The sequence below is a fragment of the Dermacoccus barathri genome, assembly GCF_015070805.1.
GTDB classification, from domain to species: domain Bacteria; phylum Actinomycetota; class Actinomycetes; order Actinomycetales; family Dermatophilaceae; genus Dermacoccus; species Dermacoccus abyssi.
This window is the reverse complement of sequence record NZ_JADCTK010000004.1, coordinates 222522-245343: the sequence shown is the minus strand read 5'-3', so window position 1 is coordinate 245343 and position 22822 is coordinate 222522. Positions and strand designations below refer to the sequence as shown.

The 22822-nt window shown below is 67.3% G+C and carries 21 protein-coding genes; 13 read left to right on the top strand and 8 right to left on the bottom strand.

Annotated elements, in window-relative coordinates; translation table 11 throughout:
- Nucleotides 1–101: 101 nt before the first annotated feature.
- The 11 genes from ftsZ (at nt 102) to IM689_RS09175 (ending at nt 13106) form a co-directional block, all read left to right on the top strand.
- A complete protein-coding gene (gene ftsZ, locus IM689_RS09225; protein ID WP_129663028.1) occupies nt 102–1433 on the top strand; it encodes a cell division protein FtsZ in 1332 nt (443 codons plus the stop codon).
- 15 nt (nt 1434–1448) lie between these two features.
- A complete protein-coding gene (pgeF, locus tag IM689_RS09220; RefSeq protein WP_193643753.1) occupies nt 1449–2189 on the top strand; it encodes a peptidoglycan editing factor PgeF in 741 nt (246 codons plus the stop codon).
- Nucleotides 2186–2911 (top strand): YggS family pyridoxal phosphate-dependent enzyme, encoded by a 726-nt coding sequence (locus IM689_RS09215; protein ID WP_193643752.1) that lies wholly within the window; start codon nt 2186–2188, stop codon nt 2909–2911. Before pgeF ends, IM689_RS09215 begins: the two co-directional genes overlap by 4 nt.
- Nucleotides 2912–2983: 72 nt before the next feature.
- Nucleotides 2984–3487, top strand: coding sequence for a cell division protein SepF (locus IM689_RS09210; protein ID WP_193643751.1), 504 nt, complete (start codon nt 2984–2986; stop codon nt 3485–3487).
- 103 nt (nt 3488–3590) lie between these two features.
- Nucleotides 3591–3869 carry a YggT family protein gene (locus IM689_RS09205; RefSeq protein ID WP_118913123.1) on the top strand — a complete coding sequence of 93 codons (279 nt, stop codon included), beginning with the start codon at nt 3591–3593 and terminating at the stop codon, nt 3867–3869.
- 94 nt (nt 3870–3963) lie between these two features.
- Nucleotides 3964–5121 (top strand): DivIVA domain-containing protein, encoded by a 1158-nt coding sequence (locus tag IM689_RS09200; RefSeq protein WP_193643750.1) that lies wholly within the window; start codon nt 3964–3966, stop codon nt 5119–5121.
- A gap of 238 nt (nt 5122–5359) precedes the next feature.
- Nucleotides 5360–5782 carry a TraR/DksA family transcriptional regulator gene (locus IM689_RS09195; protein WP_047311446.1) on the top strand — a complete coding sequence of 141 codons (423 nt, stop codon included), beginning with the start codon at nt 5360–5362 and terminating at the stop codon, nt 5780–5782.
- Nucleotides 5755–6354: a signal peptidase II gene (gene lspA, locus IM689_RS09190; RefSeq protein ID WP_227484667.1), complete on the top strand. Its 600-nt coding sequence runs from the start codon at nt 5755–5757 to the stop codon at nt 6352–6354. Before IM689_RS09195 ends, lspA begins: the two co-directional genes overlap by 28 nt.
- Nucleotides 6351–7280, top strand: coding sequence for an RluA family pseudouridine synthase (locus IM689_RS09185; RefSeq protein ID WP_047311447.1), 930 nt, complete (start codon nt 6351–6353; stop codon nt 7278–7280). The genes lspA and IM689_RS09185 overlap by 4 nt, the downstream gene beginning before the upstream one ends.
- A 127-nt stretch (nt 7281–7407) precedes the next feature.
- Entirely contained in the window at nt 7408–10956 is a 3549-nt protein-coding gene (gene dnaE, locus IM689_RS09180) for a DNA polymerase III subunit alpha (RefSeq protein WP_193643748.1), read from the top strand.
- Between the two features lie 23 nt (nt 10957–10979).
- On the top strand, nt 10980–13106 hold the full coding sequence (locus IM689_RS09175; RefSeq protein WP_193643747.1) for a S9 family peptidase: 2127 nt from the start codon (nt 10980–10982) through the stop codon (nt 13104–13106).
- Between the two features lie 9 nt (nt 13107–13115).
- Here the strand turns inward: IM689_RS09175 and IM689_RS09170 are convergent, their stop codons facing one another.
- From IM689_RS09170 to glnA, 4 genes are all read right to left on the bottom strand, one after another.
- Nucleotides 13116–13919 carry an alpha/beta hydrolase gene (locus IM689_RS09170; protein WP_193643746.1) on the bottom strand — a complete coding sequence of 268 codons (804 nt, stop codon included), beginning with the start codon at nt 13917–13919 and terminating at the stop codon, nt 13116–13118.
- A complete protein-coding gene (locus IM689_RS09165) occupies nt 13916–14389 on the bottom strand; it encodes an SRPBCC family protein (RefSeq protein ID WP_193643745.1) in 474 nt (157 codons plus the stop codon). Before IM689_RS09165 ends, IM689_RS09170 begins: the two co-directional genes overlap by 4 nt.
- Before the next feature lie 46 nt (nt 14390–14435).
- Complete coding sequence (locus tag IM689_RS09160) at nt 14436–15284, bottom strand: alpha/beta fold hydrolase (protein WP_193643744.1); 849 nt, start codon at nt 15282–15284, stop codon at nt 14436–14438.
- Between the two features lie 226 nt (nt 15285–15510).
- Nucleotides 15511–16935, bottom strand: a complete 1425-nt coding sequence (gene glnA / locus IM689_RS09155; RefSeq protein ID WP_193643743.1) for a type I glutamate--ammonia ligase — start codon at nt 16933–16935, stop codon at nt 15511–15513.
- 251 nt (nt 16936–17186) lie between these two features.
- On the opposite strand from glnA, the gene IM689_RS09150 reads away from it, so the two are divergent.
- Complete coding sequence (locus IM689_RS09150; RefSeq protein WP_187035400.1) at nt 17187–17603, top strand: RDD family protein; 417 nt, start codon at nt 17187–17189, stop codon at nt 17601–17603.
- Nucleotides 17604–17681: 78 nt separating this feature from the next.
- Here IM689_RS09150 and IM689_RS09145 read toward each other — a convergent pair whose 3' ends face one another.
- The 3 genes from IM689_RS09145 to lipB all read right to left on the bottom strand — a co-directional run bounded on the left by IM689_RS09145 (nt 17682) and on the right by lipB (nt 20219).
- Complete coding sequence (locus IM689_RS09145) at nt 17682–18458, bottom strand: DUF4191 domain-containing protein (RefSeq protein ID WP_193643742.1); 777 nt, start codon at nt 18456–18458, stop codon at nt 17682–17684.
- Between the two features lie 5 nt (nt 18459–18463).
- Nucleotides 18464–19489 (bottom strand): lipoyl synthase, encoded by a 1026-nt coding sequence (lipA, locus tag IM689_RS09140; RefSeq protein WP_047311455.1) that lies wholly within the window; start codon nt 19487–19489, stop codon nt 18464–18466.
- 88 nt (nt 19490–19577) lie between these two features.
- Nucleotides 19578–20219 (bottom strand): lipoyl(octanoyl) transferase LipB, encoded by a 642-nt coding sequence (lipB, locus tag IM689_RS09135; RefSeq protein ID WP_193643741.1) that lies wholly within the window; start codon nt 20217–20219, stop codon nt 19578–19580.
- Between the two features lie 140 nt (nt 20220–20359).
- Between lipB and IM689_RS09130 the strand changes: the two genes are divergently transcribed.
- Nucleotides 20360–21892: a serine/threonine-protein kinase gene (locus IM689_RS09130; protein WP_193643740.1), complete on the top strand. Its 1533-nt coding sequence runs from the start codon at nt 20360–20362 to the stop codon at nt 21890–21892.
- Here the strand turns inward: IM689_RS09130 and IM689_RS09125 are convergent.
- A complete protein-coding gene (locus IM689_RS09125) occupies nt 21870–22793 on the bottom strand; it encodes a TIGR01777 family oxidoreductase (RefSeq protein WP_193643739.1) in 924 nt (307 codons plus the stop codon). The two genes, IM689_RS09130 and IM689_RS09125, sit on opposite strands and share 23 nt — an antisense overlap.
- Between the last annotated feature and the right edge of the window lie 29 nt (nt 22794–22822).

Sequence of the window (22822 nt, the reverse complement as noted above, 5' to 3'; positions counted from 1 at the left end):
GGGTAACGTTCAACGGGATGTTGAAGTGTTCGCCAAGTGGTCGACGGTTCGCGTAGCATCGAGTTCGCATACCCGCACCCGCGTTCGAAAGGCCCCTCCCCGTGGCAACTCCCCAGAACTACCTGGCCGTCATCAAGGTCGTCGGTATCGGCGGCGGTGGCGTCAACGCCATCAACCGGATGATCGAAGTCGGGCTCAAGGGAGTCGAGTTCATCGCGATCAACACCGACGCCCAGGCGCTGCTCATGAGCGATGCAGACGTGAAGCTCGACGTGGGCCGCGAGCTCACGCGCGGTCTGGGCGCCGGCGCCGACCCGGAGGTCGGCCGCAAGGCCGCCGAGGACCACGCCGAGGAGATCGAAGAGGTCCTCAAGGGCGCCGACATGGTCTTCGTCACTGCGGGTGAGGGTGGCGGTACCGGTACCGGTGGCGCCCCCGTCGTCGCGAAGATCGCCAAGGGCCTCGGTGCGCTGACCATCGGTGTCGTCACGCGTCCGTTCACGTTCGAGGGCCGTCGCCGCGCCAACCAGGCCGAGCTCGGCATCAACGCGCTGCGCGAAGAGGTCGACACCCTCATCGTCATCCCGAACGATCGCCTCCTGTCGATCTCCGACCGCGCCGTGTCGATGCTCGACGCGTTCCGTTCGGCCGACCAGGTTCTCCTCTCGGGTGTTCAGGGCATCACCGACCTCATCACGACGCCGGGTCTGATCAACCTCGACTTCGCCGACGTCAAGTCCGTCATGCAAGGCGCCGGTTCGGCCCTCATGGGCATCGGCTCGGCTCGCGGCGAGGACCGTGCGGTCCAGGCCGCGGAGCTCGCGATCTCCAGCCCGCTGCTCGAGGCGAGCATCGACGGTGCGCACGGTGTGCTCCTGTCGGTCCAGGGTGGCTCCGACCTCGGTCTGTTCGAGATTAACGAGGCCGCGCGCCTCGTGCAGGAGGCCGCCCACCCGGAGGCCAACATCATCTTCGGTGCCGTCATCGACGACGCGCTCGGCGACGAGGTCCGCGTCACCGTCATCGCGGCGGGCTTCGACGGCGGCGCTCCGCAGAAGCGCTCGGACGAGTCGCAGCGCTCCGGTGGCAACGCCGGTGGCGGCGCTCAGCGTCAGCAGCAGTCGTCGATGACGCAGGCGCCGTCCGCGGCCCCGGCTCAGCAGACGCAGCAGCCGGCGGCCCCCCAGACGATCCAGCCGGCCACGGTGCCGGGTACGACGTCGGGCCCGACGCGCGTGTCGGCTCCGCCGGCGCGTCAGCAGCACGGCCAGGAGGCCGGTCAGGACGACTCGCGTCAGTCCGGCTCCGAGCAGCGTCAGGGCAGCTCCGCAGCGGGCACCCAGACGCAGGGTCAGCAGCAGGTCGCGCGTCCTCCCAAGGAGGTCACCTTCGAGGACCGTGATGACCTGGACGTCCCCGACTTCCTCAAGTGAGAAAGGCCCCGGTCGATGTTCTACTGGCACGACCGGCGTGACCTGCCGCAAGGCAACCTGGAACGGTGCTTCACCGACTCCCTCTCGGGTGTCAGCGAGGCGCCGTTCTCGGCGTTGAACCTCGGCCTTCACGTCGGTGACGACGAAGCGCACGTTCGCGAGAACCGTGACCTCCTGTCCGCGGAACTCGGGGGCGTCCCCATCGCCTGGATGAACCAGGTTCACGGACGCGATGTCGTCGAGGTGACGCCCGATTCGCTCGGGGAGGTCCACGCCGTCGATGCCATGGTCACCAACTCGTCGGATCTCGCGCTCGCGGTCATGGTGGCGGACTGCGTCCCGGTTCTCCTCGAAGATGCCGAGGCAGGTGTGCTCGGCGTTGCTCATGCCGGGCGCCCCGGCATGCTCGCAGGCGTCGTGCCCGCGGCTGTTGCTGCCATGCGTGACCTGGGGGCCACATCGGTGCGCGCCACGCTCGGCCCGTCCGTGTGCGGACGCTGCTACGAGGTGCCGCAGGAGATGTACGACGGTGCTCGGACGCAGTACCCCACGAGCGCTGCGATCACGCGTTGGGGCACCCCGGCCATCGACGTCGCCTCCGGTGTGGCGTCACAACTCGCCGAGCTCGACGTGCCGTTCGAGTGGATCGCCGGGTGCACCGTCGAGGACGAGCGGCTCTTCTCCTACCGCCGTGACGGTCGGACGGGCCGCTTCGCCGGTGTCATCGTCCGCCGAGAAGGATCGGAGGCTGCGTGATCGAGGTTGACGACGAGCGTCGGGCGGAACTCGCCACCCGGCTCGAGCAGGTGCGTGAGCGCATCACGTCGGCCACCCGGGATGCGGGGCGCGACGAAGAGCCGACCCTTGTCGTGGTGACGAAGTTCTTCCCGGTCTCGGATCTCGTCGCGCTCGCCGAGTTGGGCGTCTCCGACGTCGGGGAGAGCCGCGAGCAGGAACTGCACGAGAAGGTCGACTCGCTGCGTGAAGAGCGCCCCGATCTTCTCAAGGCTCCGACCCGGCACTTCATCGGCCAGTTGCAGAGCAAGAAGGCCAAGCGCGTCGCCACGCTCGTCGACGTCGTGCAGTCTCTCGACCGGCCCAAGCTCGTCCCGCTGCTCGACGCTGCGGGTGGGGAGCGCGACACGCCGCTCGAGGTTCTCCTCCAGGTTGATCTCGAGGAGCACTCGCAAGGACGTGGGGGCGTGGCGCCCGCTGAGCTCGCTGCTCTGGCCGACGAGGTGGCTCAGGCGTCAGGGTTGACGTTGAGCGGCCTCATGGCCGTTGCTCCGCGCGGCGAGGAGCCTGAGCGCGCTTTCGAGCGGCTTGCCGCCGTGCGCGAGAGCTTCCTCGCAGACCACCCCGCGGCGCGCGTGTTGTCGGCGGGGATGTCGGGCGATCTGGAGGCCGCGGTGAAAATCGGCGCGACACACCTGCGTGTCGGTAGCGCAATACTCGGTTCACGCCCTGCTGCCAGGTAACTTCGAACGCGACACCGACGAGCACGTGGTGCCCTTCCGCAGGGGCCAGGGCGGACCAAGGAGCAAGAAGTTATGAGTGGCGCACTGCGCAAGACGATGGAATACCTCGGCCTGTCCGACACCGACCCTCATGTAGCCCGGAACGTCGACGCCTATGGCGACGAGTACGACGCCGCCTACGACGAGCGTGACCCGGAGACGTACGAGGCGTACGAGCGTCGCACTCCCGCCGAGGTCACGCCGCTGCGGCCCGAGGTGGCCCACCACGACATCCCGGACATGGAGGCCTCGAGCATGAGCCGCATCACGACGATCCACCCTCGCACCTACAACGAGGCGAAGGAGATCGGCGAGGCCTTCCGCGACAACGTTCCGGTCATCATGAACCTCTCGGACATGGACGACACGGACGCCAAGCGACTCGTCGACTTCGCCGCCGGCCTCGTCTTCGGCCTGCACGGCTCGATCGAGCGCGTCACGAGCAAGGTCTTCCTCCTGTCCCCGGAGAGCGTCGAGGTCTCGACCTCCGGCCCCGAGGTCGCCAAGGCGACGCGAGGCCTGTTCAACCAGAGCTGACACCCGGCGTCCGACGTCGGTGGGGCCGCGTCTTCCCGAACCGGGAAGGCGCGGCCCTGCTCGTACGTTGACCCAATCGACCCGATGACCATGCGGAGGAAACATGGACGTTGTTCGCCACTCCGTGGCCACGTTGCTCGATCTGTACTTCGTCGTGCTCATCGCACGACTGGTCTTCGACTGGATCCAGCTCTTCGCGCGCGAATGGCGCCCGAAGGGACCGGTTCTCGTCGTCGCGGAGTTCGTCTACACGCTGACGGACCCGCCCCTGAAGGCCATCCGGAAGGTGGTTCCGCCCCTGCGATTGGGAGGCATCGCCCTCGATCTGGCCTTCATCATCCTGGCCCTGGCTGTGCAAGTGGCCGCGAATCTCCTAAGGTGAGCCTAGGAGTATTGTCGATTGTCCGGCTTCCGTGCCGGGCATGATCCGTAGCCACAGGGCGTGCCCGTGGCTCGAGCGTTACTGAGGTGAACACATGGCGCTGACGCCAGAAGACGTCGTGAAGAAGGAGTTCTCGAAACCCAAGGGCTTCGGGCGCAGCGGTTACGACGAGATTCAGGTCGACGACTTTCTCGACGAGATCGTCGTCGAGTTGCGCCGACTGAACGCTGAGAACGACACCCTGAGCGACAAGCTCGACGACTGCCGTCGCGGGCAGGGCGGGGCCGAGTCCGACGCCACGATGGCCGGGCAGCCCGCTACGCGCGGTGCTGCAGCCGTCCCGGCGCTCACGCCGGTTGCCGGGGGGCAGGGCTCGTCCGACGCGGACAAGGCTGAGATCGAGCGTCTCAAGGCCGAACTCGCCAAGGCCCGTGAGACGTCGTCCACCTCGCAGCAGCCCGTCAAGAGCGACACGTCCGGTTCCGACGCCCTGAACAAGCAGGTCGGCGATCTGACGAGCGAGCGCGACGCGGCGAAGGAAGCTGCGGAGACCGCTCGTCGTGAGGCGGCCGCGGCTCAGTCCGAGCTCGAGGCGGCGCGCAAGCGTGTCAGTGAACTCGAGAACGAACTGCGCTCGACGAAGAACCAGCAGCAGAACGACTCGGCCGCCCTGGCGGCCCCGAGCGATAACGGCGCAAAGGCGGGTGCCGGCGACGCCGCGGGCGTTCTCGCCCTCGCCCAGCGTCTGCACGACCAGCACGTCAAGGACGGCGAGAACGAGCGCGACCGCCTGCTGAGCGAGGCGAAGGCCCACCACGAGAAGGTCGTCGGGGAGGCCAACTCGAAGAGCGAAGAGCTCCTCAGCTCGGCCAAGAAGCGCCACGACGAGCTCGTCACGACCGGCCAGAAGCAGCACGACGACCTGGTCAGCAAGGGCCAGAAGCAGCACGACGACCTCGTGAGCAAGGGCCAGAAGCAGCACGACGACCTCGTGAGCAAGGGCCAGAAGCAGCACGACGACCTGGTGCGGACCGGTACCGAGAAGTCGACGAGCCTCGTGTCGGAGGCCGAGGAGCGCCGTAAGGGCATCCTGGCCGACCTCGAGACCCGCCGCACGTCGCTCACCGGCGAGATCGATCGTCTCAAGGGCTTCGAGACGGACTACCGTTCGAACCTCAAGGGTTACCTCAGCGAGCAGCTTCGCAAGCTCGACGAGAAGGAAACGCAGTCGCCCGCCGACAAGCGTCAGTGATCTCGTGACGAGGGGCCCCGACACCACCCGGTGTCGGGGCCCTCCTTATGTCCGGCACCCGGGTAGCGACGGGCGTGACGGCCAGTTCCCCACGCCGGGGTGGATTACTTGTCGGTTAGGCGAATTCGTCGGCGGATCACGCACGAAGCCTCAACTTGTGCCCTATCCTCTGACCTTAATCAGGCTCGCTCGGAGCATCGTGCGCCGGGCGAGCCACCACCAAGGGGAAGAGAAGACGATGGCAACCAAGGACGCTGCGGCTTCGGCGCAGGATCTGGCCGTGAAGGCCGAGGAAGAGCCCTGGACCGACGCTGAGCTGGCCGAGGTGCGCGAGGAACTCGAGGCTGAGGTCGCGCGCGTGCGAGCCGAACTCGAGAGCCTGGCCAGCGACCTCGAGGGGCTGCTGCGCAACCCGGGTGACGGCGCCGGCGATGACGAGGCCGACGTGGGTAACGCGAACTTCGAGCGCGAGCACGAAATCTCGCTGGCCCGCAAGTCCGCCGAGGTGCTCGAACAGAACGAGAAGGCCCTGGCCCGCATCGACGACGGCACCTACGGCGTGTGCGAATCGTGCGGCGGTGCGATCGGCAAACTTCGACTTCAAGCCTTCCCGCGTGCGACCCTATGCCTGTCATGCAAGCAGAAGCAGGAGCGTCGCTGAGTTCCGCGACCACACCCGACCACCCTCGAACGCCCCGCGGGGCGTCGACGAGGCACCTCGCCGTCCTCGGCCTGGCGGCAGCCACGGCCTACGGCATCGACCAGGCGACGAAGGCGTGGGCGCTCGACGCCCTGGCCGACGGGCACCCGCGTGAAGTGATCGGGTCGTTCCTGCGATTCCAGCTCACGCACAACCCGGGGGCTGCCTTCAGCCTCGGCACGAACTCGACGATCTTCATCACCGCGATCGCGGTAGCCGTCGTCATCGCGGTGCTCGTCACGGCGCGCAAGCTGCGCAGCACGGGCTGGGCTCTCGCCTTCGGTCTCATCGTCGGGGGAGCGGTGGGCAACCTCACCGACCGCTTCTTCCGTCCGCCGGGCGGCGGCAAGGGGTACGTCGTCGACTTCCTCCAACTGCCGAACTGGCCGATCTTCAACGTGGCCGACATCGCGATCTGCACGGCTGCGGCCCTCGTCGTCGTGCTGACGTTCTGCGGCGTCGGCCTGGACGGCATCCGTGACCGTGATCGAGAGAGCGAAACCGAGAACGACGGGAACGAGGACGCAGCATGAGCGAGGTCAAGGCACTTCCGGTCCCCGAGGGTCTCGAGGGTGAACGCGTCGATGCGGCCATCGCCCGGCTGCTCGGGTTCTCGCGGACTCGGGCGGCGGAGCTGGCTGCCGAGGGCGCCGTGAGCGTCGACGGCAAGGTCGTCGCCAAGTCCGAGCGTGTGAGCGCCGGCTCCTGGCTCGAGGTGACGATGCCCGAGCGCACCGGCCCTCGCGAGGCCAAGCCCCGCGTCGAGGCGATCCCCGGAATGCGCATCGTCCACGACGACTCGGAGATCGTCGTCGTCGACAAGCCTGCGGGCGTCGCAGCCCACCCGAGCGTCGGCTGGGACGGACCCGACGTCGTGGGCGGTCTCGCCGCCGCCGGTTACCGCATCTCGACGTCCGGTGCGCCCGAGCGTCAGGGCATCGTCCAGCGCCTCGACGTGGGCACGAGCGGCCTCATGGTCGTGGCCAAGAGTGAGCGGGCCTACACGCTGCTCAAGCAGGCGTTCCGCGACCGCACGGTCGACAAGACCTACCACACCCTCGTTCAGGGGCTGCCGGACCCGATCGAGGGCACGATCAGCGCGCCGATCGGGCGTCACCCCGGCCACGACTACAAGTTTGCCGTGATGAACTCCGGCCGAGCTTCGGTCACCCACTACGAGCTTCTCGAGGCCTTCCGCTCGGCGTCGCTGCTCGAGGTTCACCTCGAGACGGGGCGCACGCACCAGATTCGCGTGCACTTCTCCGCGATGCACCACCCGTGCGTCGGCGACCCGCTGTACGGCAGCGACCCCAAGCTCGCCAAGACCCTGCGTCTGGACCGCCAGTGGCTGCACGCCGTCGAGCTCGGTTTCGAGCACCCAGGCAGCGGTGAGCACGTGACGTTCACCTCGCCGTACCCCGAGGATCTGGCGCGCGCGCTCGACCTCATCAGGGGCTGAACAACACACTTGCCCGTGTTCGCGGGGGTCGTCACGAGGGTCGTGCGCTCGTGGTCGATCCGCCGTGAGCGAACGCGGCGCTCAGCGCACAGGTGGTTGTCGGTGGCCGGTCGTAGACTCGTCCCCGATGTCCAGTCAGTCGCGCAGCTTCGTCCACCTGCACAACCACACCGAGTACTCGATGCTCGACGGTGCAGCCCGTATCGATGACATGTTCGCCCGTGCCCAGGAATTCGGCATGCCGGCGATCGCCACCACCGACCACGGGTACCTCTTCGGTGCCTACGAGTTCTGGTCGAAGTCGCGCAAGTACGACGTGAAGCCCATCATCGGGCTCGAGGCCTACCTCACGCCGGGCACGCACCGCACCGACCGCACGCGTACGACGTGGGGCGAGCGCGGCCAGGAGGCCGACGACGTCTCGAACCGCGGTCTCTACACGCACATGACGTTGCTGGCGAAGAACAACGACGGCATGCACAACCTGTTCCGCATGGGTTCGCAGGCCTCACTCGATCAGGTCTACTCGAAGTACCCGCGCCTCGACCGTGAGTTGCTGCAGCAGTACGGCAAGGGTCTCATCGGCACGACGGGCTGCCCCTCGGGCGAGATCCAGACCCGCCTGCGCCTCGGGCAGTACGACAAGGCCGTCGAGGCGGCCGCCGAGTTCCGTGACATCTTCGGCGAGGGCAACTTCTACTGCGAGCTCATGGAGCACGACCTCGACGTCGACATCGAACGTCGGGTGCGCAGCGACCTGCTCAAGCTGGCGAAGGACCTGGGCCTGCCGCTGCTCGCGACGAACGACCTGCACTACACGAACAAGGAGGACGCGGTTCACCACGATGCGCTGCTGTGCATCAACTCCGGTTCGCGTCTGACCGACCCCAACCGCTTCAAGTTCGGTTCGCACGAGTTCTACCTCAAGTCGGCCGACGAGATGCGTCACCTCTTCCGCGACCACCCGGACGCGTGCGACAACACGCTGCTCATCGCCGAGCAGTGCGAAGTCTCCTTCACCGAGGGCGAAGGCCGCTACATGCCGCGCTTCCCGTGCCCCGAGGGGGAGGACGAGACGTCGTGGTTCATCAAGGAGGTCGAGAGCGGCCTCAAGCGGCGCTTCCCCGAAGGGGTGCCGGACTACGCGATCAAGCAGGCTCGCTACGAGCAGGACGTCATCGTCGGCAAGGGCTACCCGGGCTACTTCCTCGTCGTCGCCGACTTCATCAACTGGGCCAAGGACAACGGCATCCGCGTGGGGCCGGGGCGTGGTTCGGGTGCAGGTTCGATGTGCGCCTACGCCATGGGCATCACCGACCTCGACCCGATCCCGCACGGTCTGATCTTCGAGCGCTTCCTCAACCCCGAGCGAAAGTCGATGCCCGACTTCGACGTCGACTTCGACGAGCGCCGGCGCTCCGAGGTGATCCGTTACGTCGTCGATAAGTACGGAGACGACCGCGTCTCGTACATCGTCACGTACGGCACGATCAAGGCGAAGCAGGCCGTCAAGGACGCCTCGCGCGTCATGGACTTCCCATTCACCGTCGGTGAGCAGATGACGAAAGCGATGCCCGCCGACGTCATGGGTAAGGGCGTGCCGCTCGCGAAGATGTACGACACCGAGCACGCCCGCTACGCCGAGGGCGGCGAGTTCCGCGCGCTCATCGAGTCCGACCCGATGTTCAAGAACATCTTCGACGCCGGTGTCGGCCTCGAAGGGCTGAAGCGTCAGTGGGGCGTGCACGCGGCCGGCGTCATCATGTCGAGCGAGCCGCTCATGGACGTCATCCCGATCATGCGGCGCCTTCAGGACGGGGCCGTCATCACGCAGTTCGACTACCCGAGCTGCGAGACGCTCGGCCTGGTCAAGATGGACTTCCTCGGTCTGCGAAACCTCACGATCCTCGACGACGCCCTCAAGAACATCCAGGCCAACCGCGACGAGGAGGTCGACCTCGACGCGCTGAGCAAGGACATGACGGACGCGCGCACGTACGACCTGCTCGCGCGCGGTGACACCCTCGGTGTCTTCCAGCTCGACGGCGGCGGCATGCGCCAGCTGCTGCGTCTCATGCAGCCGGACAACTTCGAAGACATCTCCGCTGCTCTCGCGCTCTATCGTCCGGGCCCGATGGGTGCCAACGCGCACACCAACTTCGCGCTGCGCAAGAACGGGCGCCAGCCGATCGACTACATCCACCCCGAGCTGACGGACGCCCTCGAGCCGATCCTCAACATGACCTACGGCCTGATCATTTATCAGGAGCAGGTCATGGAGATCGCCCAGAAGCTGGCCGGTTACACCCTCGGCAACGCCGACCTGCTGCGTCGAGCCATGGGTAAGAAGAAGAAGGAAGTGCTCGACGCCGAGTACGTCAACTTCGAGAAGGGCATGCTCGACAACGGCTTCTCCGTGGAGTCGGTGCAGACGCTGTGGAGCATCCTCCTGCCGTTCTCCGACTACGCGTTCAACAAGGCGCACACGGCCGCCTACGGGCTCGTGTCGTACTGGACCGGCTACCTCAAGGCCAACTACCCGGCCGAGTACATGGCCGCGCTCCTGACGAGCGTGCGCGACGACAAGGACAAGTCGGCGCTGTACCTCAACGAGTGCCGACACATGGGCATCAAGGTGCTGCCGCCCGACGTCAACGAGTCGATCGGTAACTTCGCCGCTGTGGGTGAGGACATCCGCTTCGGTCTCGAGGCGATCCGCAACGTCGGTTCGAACGTCGTCTCCGCCATCGTCGCGACGCGTGAGGAGAAGGGACGCTTCACCTCCTTCGAGGACTTCTTGCGCAAGTGCTCGGCGACGGTCCTTAACAAGCGCACCGTCGAGTCGCTCGTCAAGGCCGGCGCCTTCGACGACCTCGGCCACCCGCGTCAGGGCCTCGTGCAGATTCACGACTCGTACGTCGACGCCCTCATCGAGGAGAAGCGCAAGGAGGAACACGGCCAGGATTCGCTGTTCGCCGGCTTCGGTGACGACGCGCCGGGCATCGAGTTCGCGGCCCTACCGCAGATTCCGCCGATCGAGTGGGACAAGCAGACGAAGCTCGCGTTCGAGCGCGAGATGCTCGGCCTGTACGTCTCCGACCACCCGTTGTTCGGCATCGAGGCTGCGCTGTCGCAGTTCTCGGACACGTCCGTCGCAAAGCTCCTCGGTGAGGACTCGCTGCCCGACGGGGCCATGGTGACGATTGCCGGTCTCATCACGGGTCTGCAGGTCAAGCGCACGAAGAAGGGCGACCTGTGGGCCATCGCCACGGTCGAGGACATGGACGGAGCCATCGAGTGCCTGTTCTTCCCCTCGACCTATGCCACGGTCTCCACGATGCTCAGTCAGGACGTCGTGTGCGCCGTCAAGGGCCGCGTCAACCGTCGTGACGAGTCGGTCGCGCTCAACGCGATGGAACTCACGCTGCCGGAGCTCACGGACGGCCCACGCGGCCCGGTGACCCTCCACTTGCCCTATGCCCGCGCCACGCAGGGCCTCGCCGAGCGGCTCAAGGAGGTACTAGGCGAGCACCCCGGCATCACGGAGGTGCACCTGCGCCTCACCCGGCCCGGTCGCACGCTCACGGTCAAGCTCGACGACAGTCTGCGCGTCAACGCGACCCCGGCCCTGTTCGGCGACCTCAAGGCGCTGCTGGGCCCCGCCTGCCTCGGCTGAGCCGACGACGAAGAGAAGGAAACATGACGACGAACGGCCCCAGCGCACCCCAGGCGAAGCGGGTGCCGCACGAGCGCATCCACCACGGCGACGTCTTCGTCGACGACTACGAGTGGTTGCGCGACAAGTCCGACCCCGAGGTCATCGCGCACCTCAACGCGGAGAACGGCTACACCGACGCCGTCCTCGCGCCGCAGCAGGAGTTGCGCGACAGGATCTTCGCCGAGATCAAGGGGCGTACCAAGGAGACGGATCTGTCGATCCCGGTGCGTGACAAGGACTGGTGGTACTACGCCCGCACGGTGGAGGGCCAGCAGTACGGCATCAGTTGCCGAGCACCGTACCGCGAAGGCGACAGCCGTCCTGTGCCGACGCCCGAGGCGTCGCTTCCGGGTGAGCAGGTGCTTCTCGACGGCAACGTCGAGGCGGAGGGCAAGGACTTCTACTCGGTTGGTGGGCTGGCTCTCAGCCCTGACCAGAACCGTCTCGCGGCGCTCATGGACTTCGAGGGCGACGAGCGCTACAAGATCAGCGTGCGCACGATCTCCACGGGTGAGGTTCTCGAGGAGAGCGTCACCGGGGTCGGCTACGGCCTCGTCTGGGCGGCCGACGGTGAGTCGTACTACTACACGCGCGTCGACGAGGCGTGGCGGCCCTTTCAGGTGTGGCACCACGTCGTCGGTGAGGACCCGAGCGCGGACACGCTCCTGTTCACCGAGGAGGACGCCTCGTACTGGCTCGGCATCGGGGGAACGCACGACGACCGGTGGCTCGTCCTGTCGCTCGGTTCGAAGGACACCGCCGAGTTCCACCTGCTCGACCTGCAGGACGTCGAGGCAGGTCTGCGCGTCGTTCAGCCGCGCACTCCGGGCCTCGACTACGACATCGAGATCGACGGTCAGCGCCTCTACATCGTGCATAACCGCGACCGCGTCGACTACGACGTCTCCTGGGCGCCCCTCGCGACGCCGGGAATCGAGCACTGGCAGCCGCTCCTCGAAGGAGGAGAGGGTGAGCGCCTCATGGGCGTCTCCGCGTTCCGCGACTTCGTGCTCGTCGGGCTGCGTTCCGGTGGCCTCGCCACGGTCAAGCTGCTGCCCAAGGAGGGCGACGGTTTCGGCGTCCTACGTGACCTGCCGTTCTCCGGCGAGCTGATGTCCGTGGGCGTCGGCGCCAACCCCATCTACGAGGCGACGACGCTCATGGTGGCCACCGAGTCGTTCGTCGAGCCGCGCTCGGTCTACGACTGGGACACGACGACCGACGAGGTCACGCTGCTCAAGCGCCGTGAGGTGCTCGGTGGCCACGAGCCGTCCGACTACCAGCAGCACCGTCTGTGGGCCACGGCCCCGGACGGGGCACAGGTGCCGATCTCGCTCGTGGCGCACAAGGACGTCGAGGCCGACGGCACCAACCCTGCACTCCTCTACGGCTACGGCTCCTACGAGTCGTCGATCGATCCGTACTTCTCGGTCTTGCGTCTGAGCCTCCTGCAGCGTGGTGTCGTCTTCGCCATCGCCCACGTGCGTGGCGGTGGTGAGATGGGCCGTTCCTGGTACCTCGACGGCCGGTTGGAGCACAAGAAGAACACGTTCGACGACTTCGTCGCGTGTGGGCGTCACCTCGTCGACACGGGTTGGGCTTCGCCGGATCGCCTCGCTGCAGAGGGGGGTTCCGCCGGTGGTCTGCTCATCGGCGCGGTGATCAACGAGGCGCCGGAGCTGTTCTGCGCGGTCGTCACGCAGGTGCCGTTCGTCGATGCCCTGACGACGACGCTCGATCCGTCGATGCCGTTGACGCAGGGGGAGTGGGAGGAGTGGGGCAACCCGCTCGCCGACGCCGAGGTGTACGCGTACATGAAGTCGTACGCGCCGTACGAGAACGTGCGTGCCGAGCGCTACCCGGCCGTGCTCGCCACGACAAGCCTCAACGACACGCGAGTGTTCTTCGTCGAACCGGCCAAGTGGGTGCAGCAGCTGCGTCGCACCGTGACGAGTGACCAGAGCGAGCGTCCGATCCTGCTCAAGACGGAGATGGTGGCCGGCCACGGCGGTGTGAGCGGCCGGTACGAGTCGTGGAAGGAAGCCGCGTTCGAAACGGCCTACCTGCTCGATCGCCTCGGCGCGACGCAGATCGTGTACGGCGGCTGACGCGGGGCGTCAGCTCGCCGGAAGGCGGAAGAAAACGCGCGCTTCGTCCGCGATGCGCTCGACGAGGTGGCTCTCGCTCACGAGACCGTGACCCACGGCCTCGAACTCGAGGAGCCGGGACGGCACGCGGGCTCCCGTACAGGCGGCGTGCAAGGTTCTCGCCTCGGGAGCGAGGCTGTCGTCCGTGCCGACCGCGACGAGGGTGCGTGGCAACCGACGAGCGTCCTGGTCGAGGCGAAGCCCGGCGTGTTCGTCGCCCAGCCATTGGGCGAACGCGTGGCTCATGAGGCCGGAGTCGGGTCCGGCCGGCGCGTTCGGAGCGAGCGAGCCGAGCGTGAGGTCGAGGTTGGGGTTGGTGAGCAGCAGACCGTCGACGCATTCGGGCCATTCCTCACCGGCCCGCGCTGTGGCCACAGCGAGTGCGCCACCGGCCGAATCGCCCGCCAGAACGCTCACACCGGTGTTCTCTTCCCTCATTACCGCCTGCACGGCCGCGATGGCGTGAGCAAACGTGTTCTCGGGGGCGAGGGGGTAATCGATGGCGATGACCCCGTGGGCCAACCGCATCGCGAGCAGGCGGCAGTACCCGTCCTGGAGCTCGACGTCCCCGAAGAGGCCGTAGCCGCCGTGGAGGAAGAAGAACGTCGTCGCGGAGGCGTGGATGGTACTGGGCAGGTAGCGACGAACCCGGACGCCGGCGACCGAGTCGTCCGCGATCTGCCCGTCGAAGGCTTGCCCCACCCGTTGTGCGGCACGCGCCCGCGCTCGGCGACGCAGTTCGCCGATGTCGTACAGGCGCGCACCGTCGTTCATGCGCTCGGACCGGCCTTCGACGTTTCGACACTCGCCTTGATGCGCTTGAGCGTGGCGTTCATTCCGGCGGCGAGGTTGGCCTCGAAGTCGGCTTCGCCGCCGAGCACCTTGTCGATGAGGACGCGCGAGATCTGGGTGGTGCCGCGAGTGGGAACGTCACGTCGCTCGACGAGGCGGGTGCGCTCACCCTCGGGAACGAGCGTGAAGCTCCACTCCGTGTTGTTGTCGAGCACGCGGAAGGCGACACGCTGCTGGTGGCTGAAGTCGGTGACCTTGGACCGAGTGGGCCACCACAGCTTGCCGTCACGGTTGATGTTGAGCATGAAGGTACCCTGACGAATCGGTCCGCGCGCGATGACCTTGCGGCACTGGGGCGACCACTGCGGCATCCGGCGTAGGTCGCTGACGACCTCCCAGACACACTCCACAGGAGCATCGATGATCACATCGGATTCAAGATTCTCAGCCATGGGGCCACCGTAGCGCGACGCCAAGAACGTGCTCGCCTCGGATCGGTTACCGCGGGGTAGTAGGAGTTCCTTCGGCTCGGCGCAGGATGACGTCGGCAACCGCTGCCGGGCTCTGGCTCGGGAGCCAGTGATTCGCCCCTTCGAGGACGACGAGCTCGTACGGTGCCTCGACGTGGTTGCCGCAGGCTCGAACGCCGGCCTCGTCGATGAAGTCGTCGCCGGTGCTCCACACCATCGTCGTGGGAACCTGGACCGCTGGGCAGCTCTGACTGGAGAAAGGCAATCCGCGGTACCACCCGAGGCCGCCGGGCAACGCGCCGTCGTCGACGATCTCGGTGCGGAAGCGGGCAACCTCGTCGGGCGTCATGCCACCCGCGCGCATCGCCCGGTCCATGACGCCTCCCGCCCGACGTGCGAGGAGCTCGGGGACCTTCGGGAGCTGGAAGGCTCCTATGTACCAGGAGCGCGCGAGCTGACGCCCGCGCATGGCGCGCAGGAACGCTTCGGGGTGGGGGACGGAGATCGCCGTGAGGGTGCGGATCCTGTCGGGATGGTGCGCGGTCACCGTCCAGGCCACCGCGGAGCCCCAGTCGTGACCGACGAGGTGGACGGGTGCGTCGAGCGTGTCGATGAGCGCCACGACATCCTGGGCGAGCCGCGGCATCGCGTAGTCACGACGCCGCCGCGGGCGAGCGCCGGGGGAGTAGCCACGCTGATCCGGAGCAATCGTCCGACAGCCGGCCTCGTTAAGGCGCGCCGTCACTCCTCGCCACGACGACGCCCGCTCGGGAAATCCGTGAAGCAGCACGACGATCTCGCCGTCCAGCGGCCCCTCGTCGACGACGTCGAACGTCAGAGCGTGGTTACGGAAACTCGTCACCCGAGAAGAAGACATGGAGCCCAGACTGGCACGGCTCGGAGCGGTCGGGGCGGTTCTGTAGACGTTGCGCGGCGTACGTGACGCCGAACGTCTACAGAATGGGGGCTTCCTAAGGGATCTTCGGCGGATGGCGATGTCTTTTGACGACATCTGATCCCGCACCGTTACGGCCGAGGGCCAGGAGTGTCCGGCTCGCTGGCGCTCGCCGGGTCTCCTGGCCCTCAACCTCCACTACGCGGAATCAGATGTCGTAGTACATCTCAAACTCGTGCGGGTGCGGACGGAACCGGATCGGGTCGACCTCGTTGAGGCGCTTGTACTCGATCCACGTCTGGATGAGGTCCTCCGTGAACACGTCGCCCTCGAGCAGGTACTCGTGGTCGGCCTCGAGCGCGTCGAGAACGGCCGGCAGCGACGCCGGAACCTGCTCGATGGCGTCGTGCTCCTCGGGCGGAAGCTCGTAGAGGTCCTTGTCCACCGGCTCCGGCGGCTCGATGCGGTTCTTGATGCCGTCCAGGCCCGCCATGAGCTGCGCCGCGAAGCACAGGTACGGGTTCGCCGACGGGTCCGGCACGCGGAACTCGACACGCTTCGCCTTCGGCGACGTACCCGTGATCGGGATACGCACACACGCCGAACGGTTACGCGCGGAGTACACGAGGTTCACGGGAGCCTCGTAACCCGGCACGAGGCGGTGGTAGGAGTTCATCGACGGATTCGTGAACGCCAGCAGCGACGGAGCGTGCTTGAGCAGACCACCGATGTACCAGCGGGCGATGTCCGACAGGCCGCCGTAGCCGCGCTCGTCGTAGAACAGCGGCTCGCCGTCCTTCCACAGCGACTGGTGCGTGTGCATACCCGAACCGTTGTCACCGAACAGCGGCTTCGGCATGAACGTCGCCGACTTGCCGTTCGCGAACGCCGTGTTCTTGATGACGTACTTGAACTTCATGACGTCGTCGCCCGACTGCAGAAGCTCGTTGAACTTGTAGTTGATCTCCATCTGGCCGGCGGTGCCGACCTCGTGGTGGCTGCGCTCGACCTCGAGGCCCACCTCGGCCAGACGCAGGCACATCTCGTCACGCAGGTCGGCGTAGTGGTCGACCGGGGGAACGGGGAAGTAGCCACCCTTGTAACGGGTCTTGTACCCGAGGTTGCCACCCTCCTCCTCGCGGCCCGTGTTCCAGGCGGCCTCGATGGAGTCGATGTAGTAGTAGCTGGCGTTCTGCTTCGTCTCGAAACGGATGTCGTCGAAGACGTAGAACTCCGCCTCCGCGCCGAAGAACGCCGTGTCGGCGATGCCCGTCGACTTGAGGTAGGCCTCGGCCTTGGCCGCGATGTTGCGCGGGTCGCGCGAGTACTGCTCGCCCGTGAACGGATCCACGATCGAGAAGTTGATGATGAGCGTCTTTTCCTTGCGGTACGGGTCGACGAACGCCGTCTTGAGGTCCGGCACGAGCTTCATGTCCGACTCGTGGATCGCCTGGAAACCGCGGATGGACGAGCCGTCGAACATCTGGCCCTCTTCGATCGCGTCGGCGTCGAAGCTCTCGGCCGGGACGTTGAAGTGTTGCATGACCCCGGGGAGGTCGCAGAATCGGATGTCGATGAACTTGACATCCTCGTCCTTGATGAATTTCAAGGCCTCGTCAGCGGTCTGGAACATTGATCCTCCTGATCGGATGGGCGAGACCGGTCGGCGTCGCACCGCGTGTTCACCACGACGGTAGTCGGGGGGAGTTTCCCTCTCGTGGCTTCAATGTTTCAGCGGTGTTACACACGTGCCGATCTGTCGAAGCGTCCGGGACGCGTCCCGGACGCACGGATTAAACCTATCGGTAGGCACGGCCCTAGGGTTGGAGCAACACAGATCGTGCCTCACAGTGCGAGACGATCATGTCCGGAAAAGGAGAGACGATGACGAGCCCCGAGGCCCACACCGACCCCGCCGCAGGGCGCCCCGTTGAGGGGCCGGGTTCACTGGGACGCTTCCTTCCCCGTATCGGCGCACTGCTCATCGACTGGTTCCTGTGCTCCCTGATCGCGGCGGCATTCCTCGACTACCGCTGGGGCGGCTCCGGCGCCGAGGGGTTCAAGCCGCTCCTCGTCTTCGCGATCGAGAACTTCCTGCTCGTGAGCACCATCGGCATGACGATCGGTCACCGCATCTTCGGGCTCGTCGTCCAGCGTCCGGATGCAACGCCTCCCGGTCTGGTCTCCGGCGCCGTGCGCACCGTCCTGCTGTGCCTCGTCGTACCCGCCGTCGTCACCGACGGTTACGGACGAGGACTGCACGACAAGATCGCGGGAACGCTCATCCTGCGCACTCGCTGACGCGTCGCCGCCTGCTGAACGACGAAGGCTCCTTCCCCGAGTGGGGGAAGGAGCCTTCGTCACGTTCGAATCGAGCGGTCAGCGTCCGCGCATGGCCGCACGGTTGACGCGCGCCTTGTTCGGGTCGACGCCGGCGGGCACTCCCGACTTGAGTCCGCCGAGGGCGCGCAGGCGCTTCGTCACCTGGCCGGACTCGTCGTCGGTGAGCACCTTGGGGAGCTTCTGCATGTCCTTCGTCAGACGCTCGACGGGGACGGCCTCGTCGTCCGTGCCGACGCGGATCGTGTGCACCGGAACCTCGGGACCGAGCACGCGGCTCGTGCGCTTGCTCTCCTGGGCGAGGAGGCGGGTTGCGCCACCCTTGGGGCCCTCGGCCACGAGCACGACGCCCGGCTTGCCGACGGCGCGGTACACCATCGCGGCGCTCGAGAGATCCTTGACCTGACGGCTGCGACCCATGTCGGCGCCGACCGGCTCCTGCTCGACGAACCAACCGCGACGAAGCGACGACATCGCCGCCGCGCTCGCACCCGGCTGACCCGAGATCGACTTGTGGATCGCGGTGTTCGCACGGCGCGCCAGCACCACCATCGCTGCGAGCAGACCGAACAGCAGCCCGAGGATGCCGAAGTAGATCGGGTGGCCGAAACCGAAACCGATCGCGAGGAACACGAGGAAGACGAGGGCGAAAGCCCCCACCATCCACGGGATCAGCGCCGAGTCGTTCGCGCGCGTCGTCTCGAAGACCTGCTTGAACTGCGACGAGCGACCGGGAGCCTTGCTCGCTCCCGCCTCACCACGACCGCGCCGGAAGCGTGACTTCTTGGGCTCGTTCGAGCCGGAGGATGTTGCCATGCCGATCAGGATACGTCGGAGCGCGTGCGCTCGACCAACGACGCCGCCTCCTGGCGGGCCGGGGACGATGCCGCTTCGGCGAGGTGCTGGAGGTTCTCCGGCAGGGCCTGGCCGCGCTTGGCCATGACCTGTGCGTAGAGGCGCCCGGCACGGTAGGACGAACGCACGAGCGGGCCGGCCATGACGCCGGAGAAACCGATCTCCTCGGCGCGGTCGCTCCAGTGGACGAACTCCTCGGGCTTGACCCACCGGTCGATCGGGTGGTGCAGCTTCGAAGGACGCAGGTACTGCGTGATCGTGATGATGTCGCAGCCGGCCTCGTGCAGATCCTGCAGGGCCTGGTCGATCTCGTGCTCCTCCTCACCCATGCCGAGGATGAGGTTCGACTTCGTCACGAGTTCCTGCTCGCGCGCCATCGTCAGCACCTTGAGCGACTTCTCGTAGGTGAAGGCCGGGCGGATGCGGCGGAAGATGCGCGGCACCGTCTCGAGGTTGTGTGCGAACACCTCGGGGCGTGCATCGAAGACCTTGCCGACGAGCTCCGGCACGGCGCCGAAGTCGGGCGGCAGGATCTCGACGCCTGTGTTGGGGTTGAGTTCGTGGATGAGACGCACCGTGTCGCCGTAGAGCTGCGCGGCGCCGTCCTTGAGGTCGTCGCGGGCCACGCCGGTGACGGTGGCGTAGCGCAGGCCCATCTCGCGCACCGACTCCGCGACGCGGCGCGGCTCGTCGAGGTCCAGGGGACCGGGCTTGCCGGTGGCGATGTCGCAGAAGTCGCAACGACGCGTGCAGGTGTCACCACCGATGAGGAACGTGGCCTCGCGGTCTTCCCAACACTCGAAGATGTTCGGACAGCCGGCTTCCTGGCACACGGTGTGCAGGCCCTCGCCCTTGACGAGCTTCTGGAGCGAGTTGTACTCCGGGCCCATCTTGGCGGTGGTACGGATCCAACTCGGCTTGCGTTCGATGGGGGTCTCGGCGTTGCGCGCCTCGACGCGCAACAGACGACGGCCTTCGGGCGCGACGGTCAAGACACTGACTCCTTGCGGTGGTTTGGCATGGCCTTTCCAGCACAACAGCCTACGCCTGCCGGAACTTCCCGAGCGACTTCGAGAGTCGTCATGAACGACGCCGGGGCGACAGAAGATCCGGCAGACGCGCCTCGACGAGGGGAAGCACCTCACGCACGGGCACGTCGCGGCCGAGCTCCTTGCTCAGGGTGGTCACCCCGGCGTCGGAAATGCCGCACGGAACGATGGTCTGCGTCCAGCCGAGATCGCAGTTCGCATTGAGGGAGAAACCGTGCATCGTGGCGCGCTTCGAGACGCGCACGCCGATGGCGCCGATCTTGCGGTCGGGACCCTTGTCGTCGGCGAGCACCCAGGTACCTGTGCGGCCCTCGACGGTGGTGGCCTCGACCCCGAGGTCAGCGCACACACCGATCATGAGCTGCTCGATGCGGCGCACGTGCGCCACGACGTCGATGGGGATGGGCAGCGCGAAGATCGGGTACCCGACGAGCTGACCCGGGCCGTGCCACGTGATCTTGCCTCCGCGGTCGACGTCGACGACGGGCGTGCCGTCGAAGGGACGCTCGTGCGCCTCGGTGCGCTTGCCGGCGGTGTAGACGGGGGTGTGTTCGAGCAGGAGAACCGTGTCCTCGCCACCCGCAACGACCTCGGCGTGAATCTCCCGTTGTCTGCTCCAACCGGCCTCGTAATCGACGAAATCAGGATCGAAGCCGAGGTGGATGACGCGCATGACGGGAGCCTACGCCCGGGCTCATGACGGGGCGCTCGGAGGGGGCTGTGGATAACTTCTGCGCCGCTCGCCGCGATCTTGGCAGGCTGAAAACAGCGACCCGATCGGGCGTCAGATTGCAACGGAGCAGGGAGGCCGTCATGACACAGGAGCCACGGCTCGAGGGCTACACGGTGGAGGAGTTCATCGGTGCGGGCGGCAGTGCAGATGTCTGGCGCGTCACCGCACCCGGCGGTGCGAGCCTCGCGGCGAAGGTGTTCCGCGAGGCCGGTGAGGCCTCCGGACGCGCCGAGTGGCGCAGCATGCGTCGTCATGCCGGGGACCACGTCGTGCCGGTTGTCGACTTCCTCCGCGACGACGACGGGCGCAGCGTTCTGCTCATGCCGTACCTGCCGGGCGGGAGCTTGCACGACGTCGTCGTCGGTCGCGGCGGACTCACCGCGGGGGAGTGCGTGACGGCGCTCGCGCCCATCGCGGGAGCGCTCTCGCGCATTCACGACGGTGGGTGCGTCCATGGTGACGTCACCCCGCGCAACGTCTTGTTCGACGATGTCGGACGACCATTGCTGAGTGATCTCGGTGCCTCACGTGTCGCTGCGCTGCCCGGAGAAGCTGAATGGGGCAGCGCGGGTTTCGTCGCCCCCGAGGTTCTTGAGGGGCATGCTCCTGCGGCGTCGAGCGACGTGTTCTCCCTGGCTGCCGTTGCGTGGTTCGCCCTCGTCGGGGAGGCGCCCGCGCCCGCGTCGCTTCGACCGCCGCTGAGCGAACTCGTGCCCGACGTCCCGGAGCCCCTGGAGCGCCTCATCGCGGCCGGTCTGGCCCTCACTCCGTCGGCTCGTCCGTACTCCGACGACGTGGCTCGCAAGCTACTCGAGGCTGCCGACCCGGTGGCTGTGCCCGTCGATCGGTCGGTGCCTCGAGTGGCCGGGGCGGATGCGCCGGCCGAATCGATCACACGTCGTCTGCGGGAGGAAGCGCAGAAGCGACAGCTCGCGGAAGGGCCGCAGACGCGCCGAGAGGCAGGCCGGGGCCGCCGTCACGGGGAGGGCCCACAACGGGGAAGGTCGCGTCTCGTCGGTGCACTGGCGTTGGGTGTGACGCTGGTCGCCGGAGCCGCCCTGTGGCCCACGGATGATGCTCCCGACTCGGTGGAGGCTCCGGCACGAGGCGCCGCGGCGGAACACTCGCCGTACGCCGCGCGGGGCACAACCTCCGAGCCGAGAGCGACGACGTCGACGGCGCGCCCCTCGGCCTCCGGCAAGGCGAGCACCGCCTCGAAGGACTCGTCGAGTGCCACCTCGCACCCACCGACCCGCGGCGAGGTGGAGGCACTGCTCGCATGTCGCGCCGAGGCCTGGAACAGCGTCGATCAGCGCCGGCTCGAGCGATGCCTGGCGCCGAAGTCGCCGGCGCTGACGAGCGACAGCGCGGCCCTACACCAAGCGCAGCGTGACGGCATCGTCTATTCGGGGGTCTCCTATCGCGTCGCGAGCTACGCCCCCAAGACAGGCGCTGCCGGGACGGCCGGAGCCACCGCAACAGTCACGCGCTCGGGCTACACGGTGACCCATGGCAACGACCGGTCGCGCAGGGCGAGTCAATCCACTCAGGTGGAGCTGCGCCTCGTGAGCGATGCCGGGCGGTGGCGGATCAGTGAGTGGAGTGGTCGCTGAGATCGGCCGCGAGGCGGTCGAGGACCTGATCGAGGTTGGAATCGATCCATGTGAAGCCGGACGCCTGCAGGACGGCCGGGCGCACTCTCGTCGAGGCGGTGAGCTGGGTCGACATCTCGCCCAGAACTGCGCGCAGTGCGAACTCCGGCGCCGGCGCCACGGCTGGGCGGCGCATCGAGCGCCCCAGCGCCTTGGCGACACCGGCCTGGCGGCACGCGAGTGGCGCCGCGAGGTTGACCGGTCCCGTGATGTCCGGGTGGTCGATGAGGTGGGCCAGGGCGCGCACTTCGTCACGCAGGCTGATCCAGCTCCACCACTGACGACCGGAGCCCAACGGGCCGAGCACGCCGAACTTGGCCGGAAGGGCCATCTGGGCGAAGGCCCCGCCCTGTGCGGAGACGACGAGCGTCGTGCGGGCGAACGCAACGCTGTGGCCGTCGCTCGTAGCCCGCTCGGCACACCCTTCCCAGTCGACGACGAGGTCGGCCAGGAAGTCCGACCCGGCTGACGAGGTCTCGTCGAGGACCTCCTCGCCGCGGTCGCCGTAGAAGCCCATCGCCGAGCCGGAGACGAGGCGCTTCGGCGTGCAGTGGGCCAGCGCCTCGACGAGCGTCGCCGTTGTGTCGATGCGAGAGTGCCGTAGGGCTTTCTTGTACGAAGCCGTCCAGCGATGGTCACCGATGCCGGCACCCGCGAGATTGACGACGACATCGACATCGTTCAAGGCGGCGGCCAACTCGTCCACCGGTTCACCGGGGGCGGTCAGCGCGACCTCGTACGGCGGCACGGGGTGCCTGCGCACGAGTCGCACGACAGTGTCCCCGCGTTTGCGCAGAAATGCAGACAGCGCACCGCCGATCAATCCGGAGGAACCGGTGATGGCGATGCGCTGCCTGGTCATGGCTTCAGGTTAAGCCGTCGGACCGCCTG

Excerpts from the sequence above, each read along its gene's own strand:
- IM689_RS09145 (WP_193643742.1), bottom strand. The coding sequence starts at position 18,458 with ATGGCAACATCCTCCGGCTCGAACGAGCCCAAGAAGTCACGCTTCCGG.
- IM689_RS09200 (WP_193643750.1), top strand. The coding sequence starts at position 3,964 with ATGGCGCTGACGCCAGAAGACGTCGTGAAGAAGGAGTTCTCGAAACCC.
- glnA (WP_193643743.1), bottom strand. The coding sequence starts at position 16,935 with ATGTTCCAGACCGCTGACGAGGCCTTGAAATTCATCAAGGACGAGGAT.
- dnaE (WP_193643748.1), top strand. The coding sequence starts at position 7,408 with ATGTCCAGTCAGTCGCGCAGCTTCGTCCACCTGCACAACCACACCGAG.
- IM689_RS09160 (WP_193643744.1), bottom strand. The coding sequence starts at position 15,284 with ATGTCTTCTTCTCGGGTGACGAGTTTCCGTAACCACGCTCTGACGTTC.
- IM689_RS09165 (WP_193643745.1), bottom strand. The coding sequence starts at position 14,389 with ATGGCTGAGAATCTTGAATCCGATGTGATCATCGATGCTCCTGTGGAG.
- IM689_RS09210 (WP_193643751.1), top strand. The coding sequence starts at position 2,984 with ATGAGTGGCGCACTGCGCAAGACGATGGAATACCTCGGCCTGTCCGAC.
- pgeF (WP_193643753.1), top strand. The coding sequence starts at position 1,449 with ATGTTCTACTGGCACGACCGGCGTGACCTGCCGCAAGGCAACCTGGAA.
- IM689_RS09130 (WP_193643740.1), top strand. The coding sequence starts at position 20,360 with ATGACACAGGAGCCACGGCTCGAGGGCTACACGGTGGAGGAGTTCATC.
- IM689_RS09195 (WP_047311446.1), top strand. The coding sequence starts at position 5,360 with ATGGCAACCAAGGACGCTGCGGCTTCGGCGCAGGATCTGGCCGTGAAG.
- IM689_RS09150 (WP_187035400.1), top strand. The coding sequence starts at position 17,187 with ATGACGAGCCCCGAGGCCCACACCGACCCCGCCGCAGGGCGCCCCGTT.
- IM689_RS09185 (WP_047311447.1), top strand. The coding sequence starts at position 6,351 with ATGAGCGAGGTCAAGGCACTTCCGGTCCCCGAGGGTCTCGAGGGTGAA.
- IM689_RS09170 (WP_193643746.1), bottom strand. The coding sequence starts at position 13,919 with ATGAACGACGGTGCGCGCCTGTACGACATCGGCGAACTGCGTCGCCGA.
- lipB (WP_193643741.1), bottom strand. The coding sequence starts at position 20,219 with ATGCGCGTCATCCACCTCGGCTTCGATCCTGATTTCGTCGATTACGAG.
- IM689_RS09175 (WP_193643747.1), top strand. The coding sequence starts at position 10,980 with ATGACGACGAACGGCCCCAGCGCACCCCAGGCGAAGCGGGTGCCGCAC.
- lspA (WP_227484667.1), top strand. The coding sequence starts at position 5,755 with ATGCAAGCAGAAGCAGGAGCGTCGCTGAGTTCCGCGACCACACCCGAC.
- IM689_RS09125 (WP_193643739.1), bottom strand. The coding sequence starts at position 22,793 with ATGACCAGGCAGCGCATCGCCATCACCGGTTCCTCCGGATTGATCGGC.
- IM689_RS09205 (WP_118913123.1), top strand. The coding sequence starts at position 3,591 with ATGGACGTTGTTCGCCACTCCGTGGCCACGTTGCTCGATCTGTACTTC.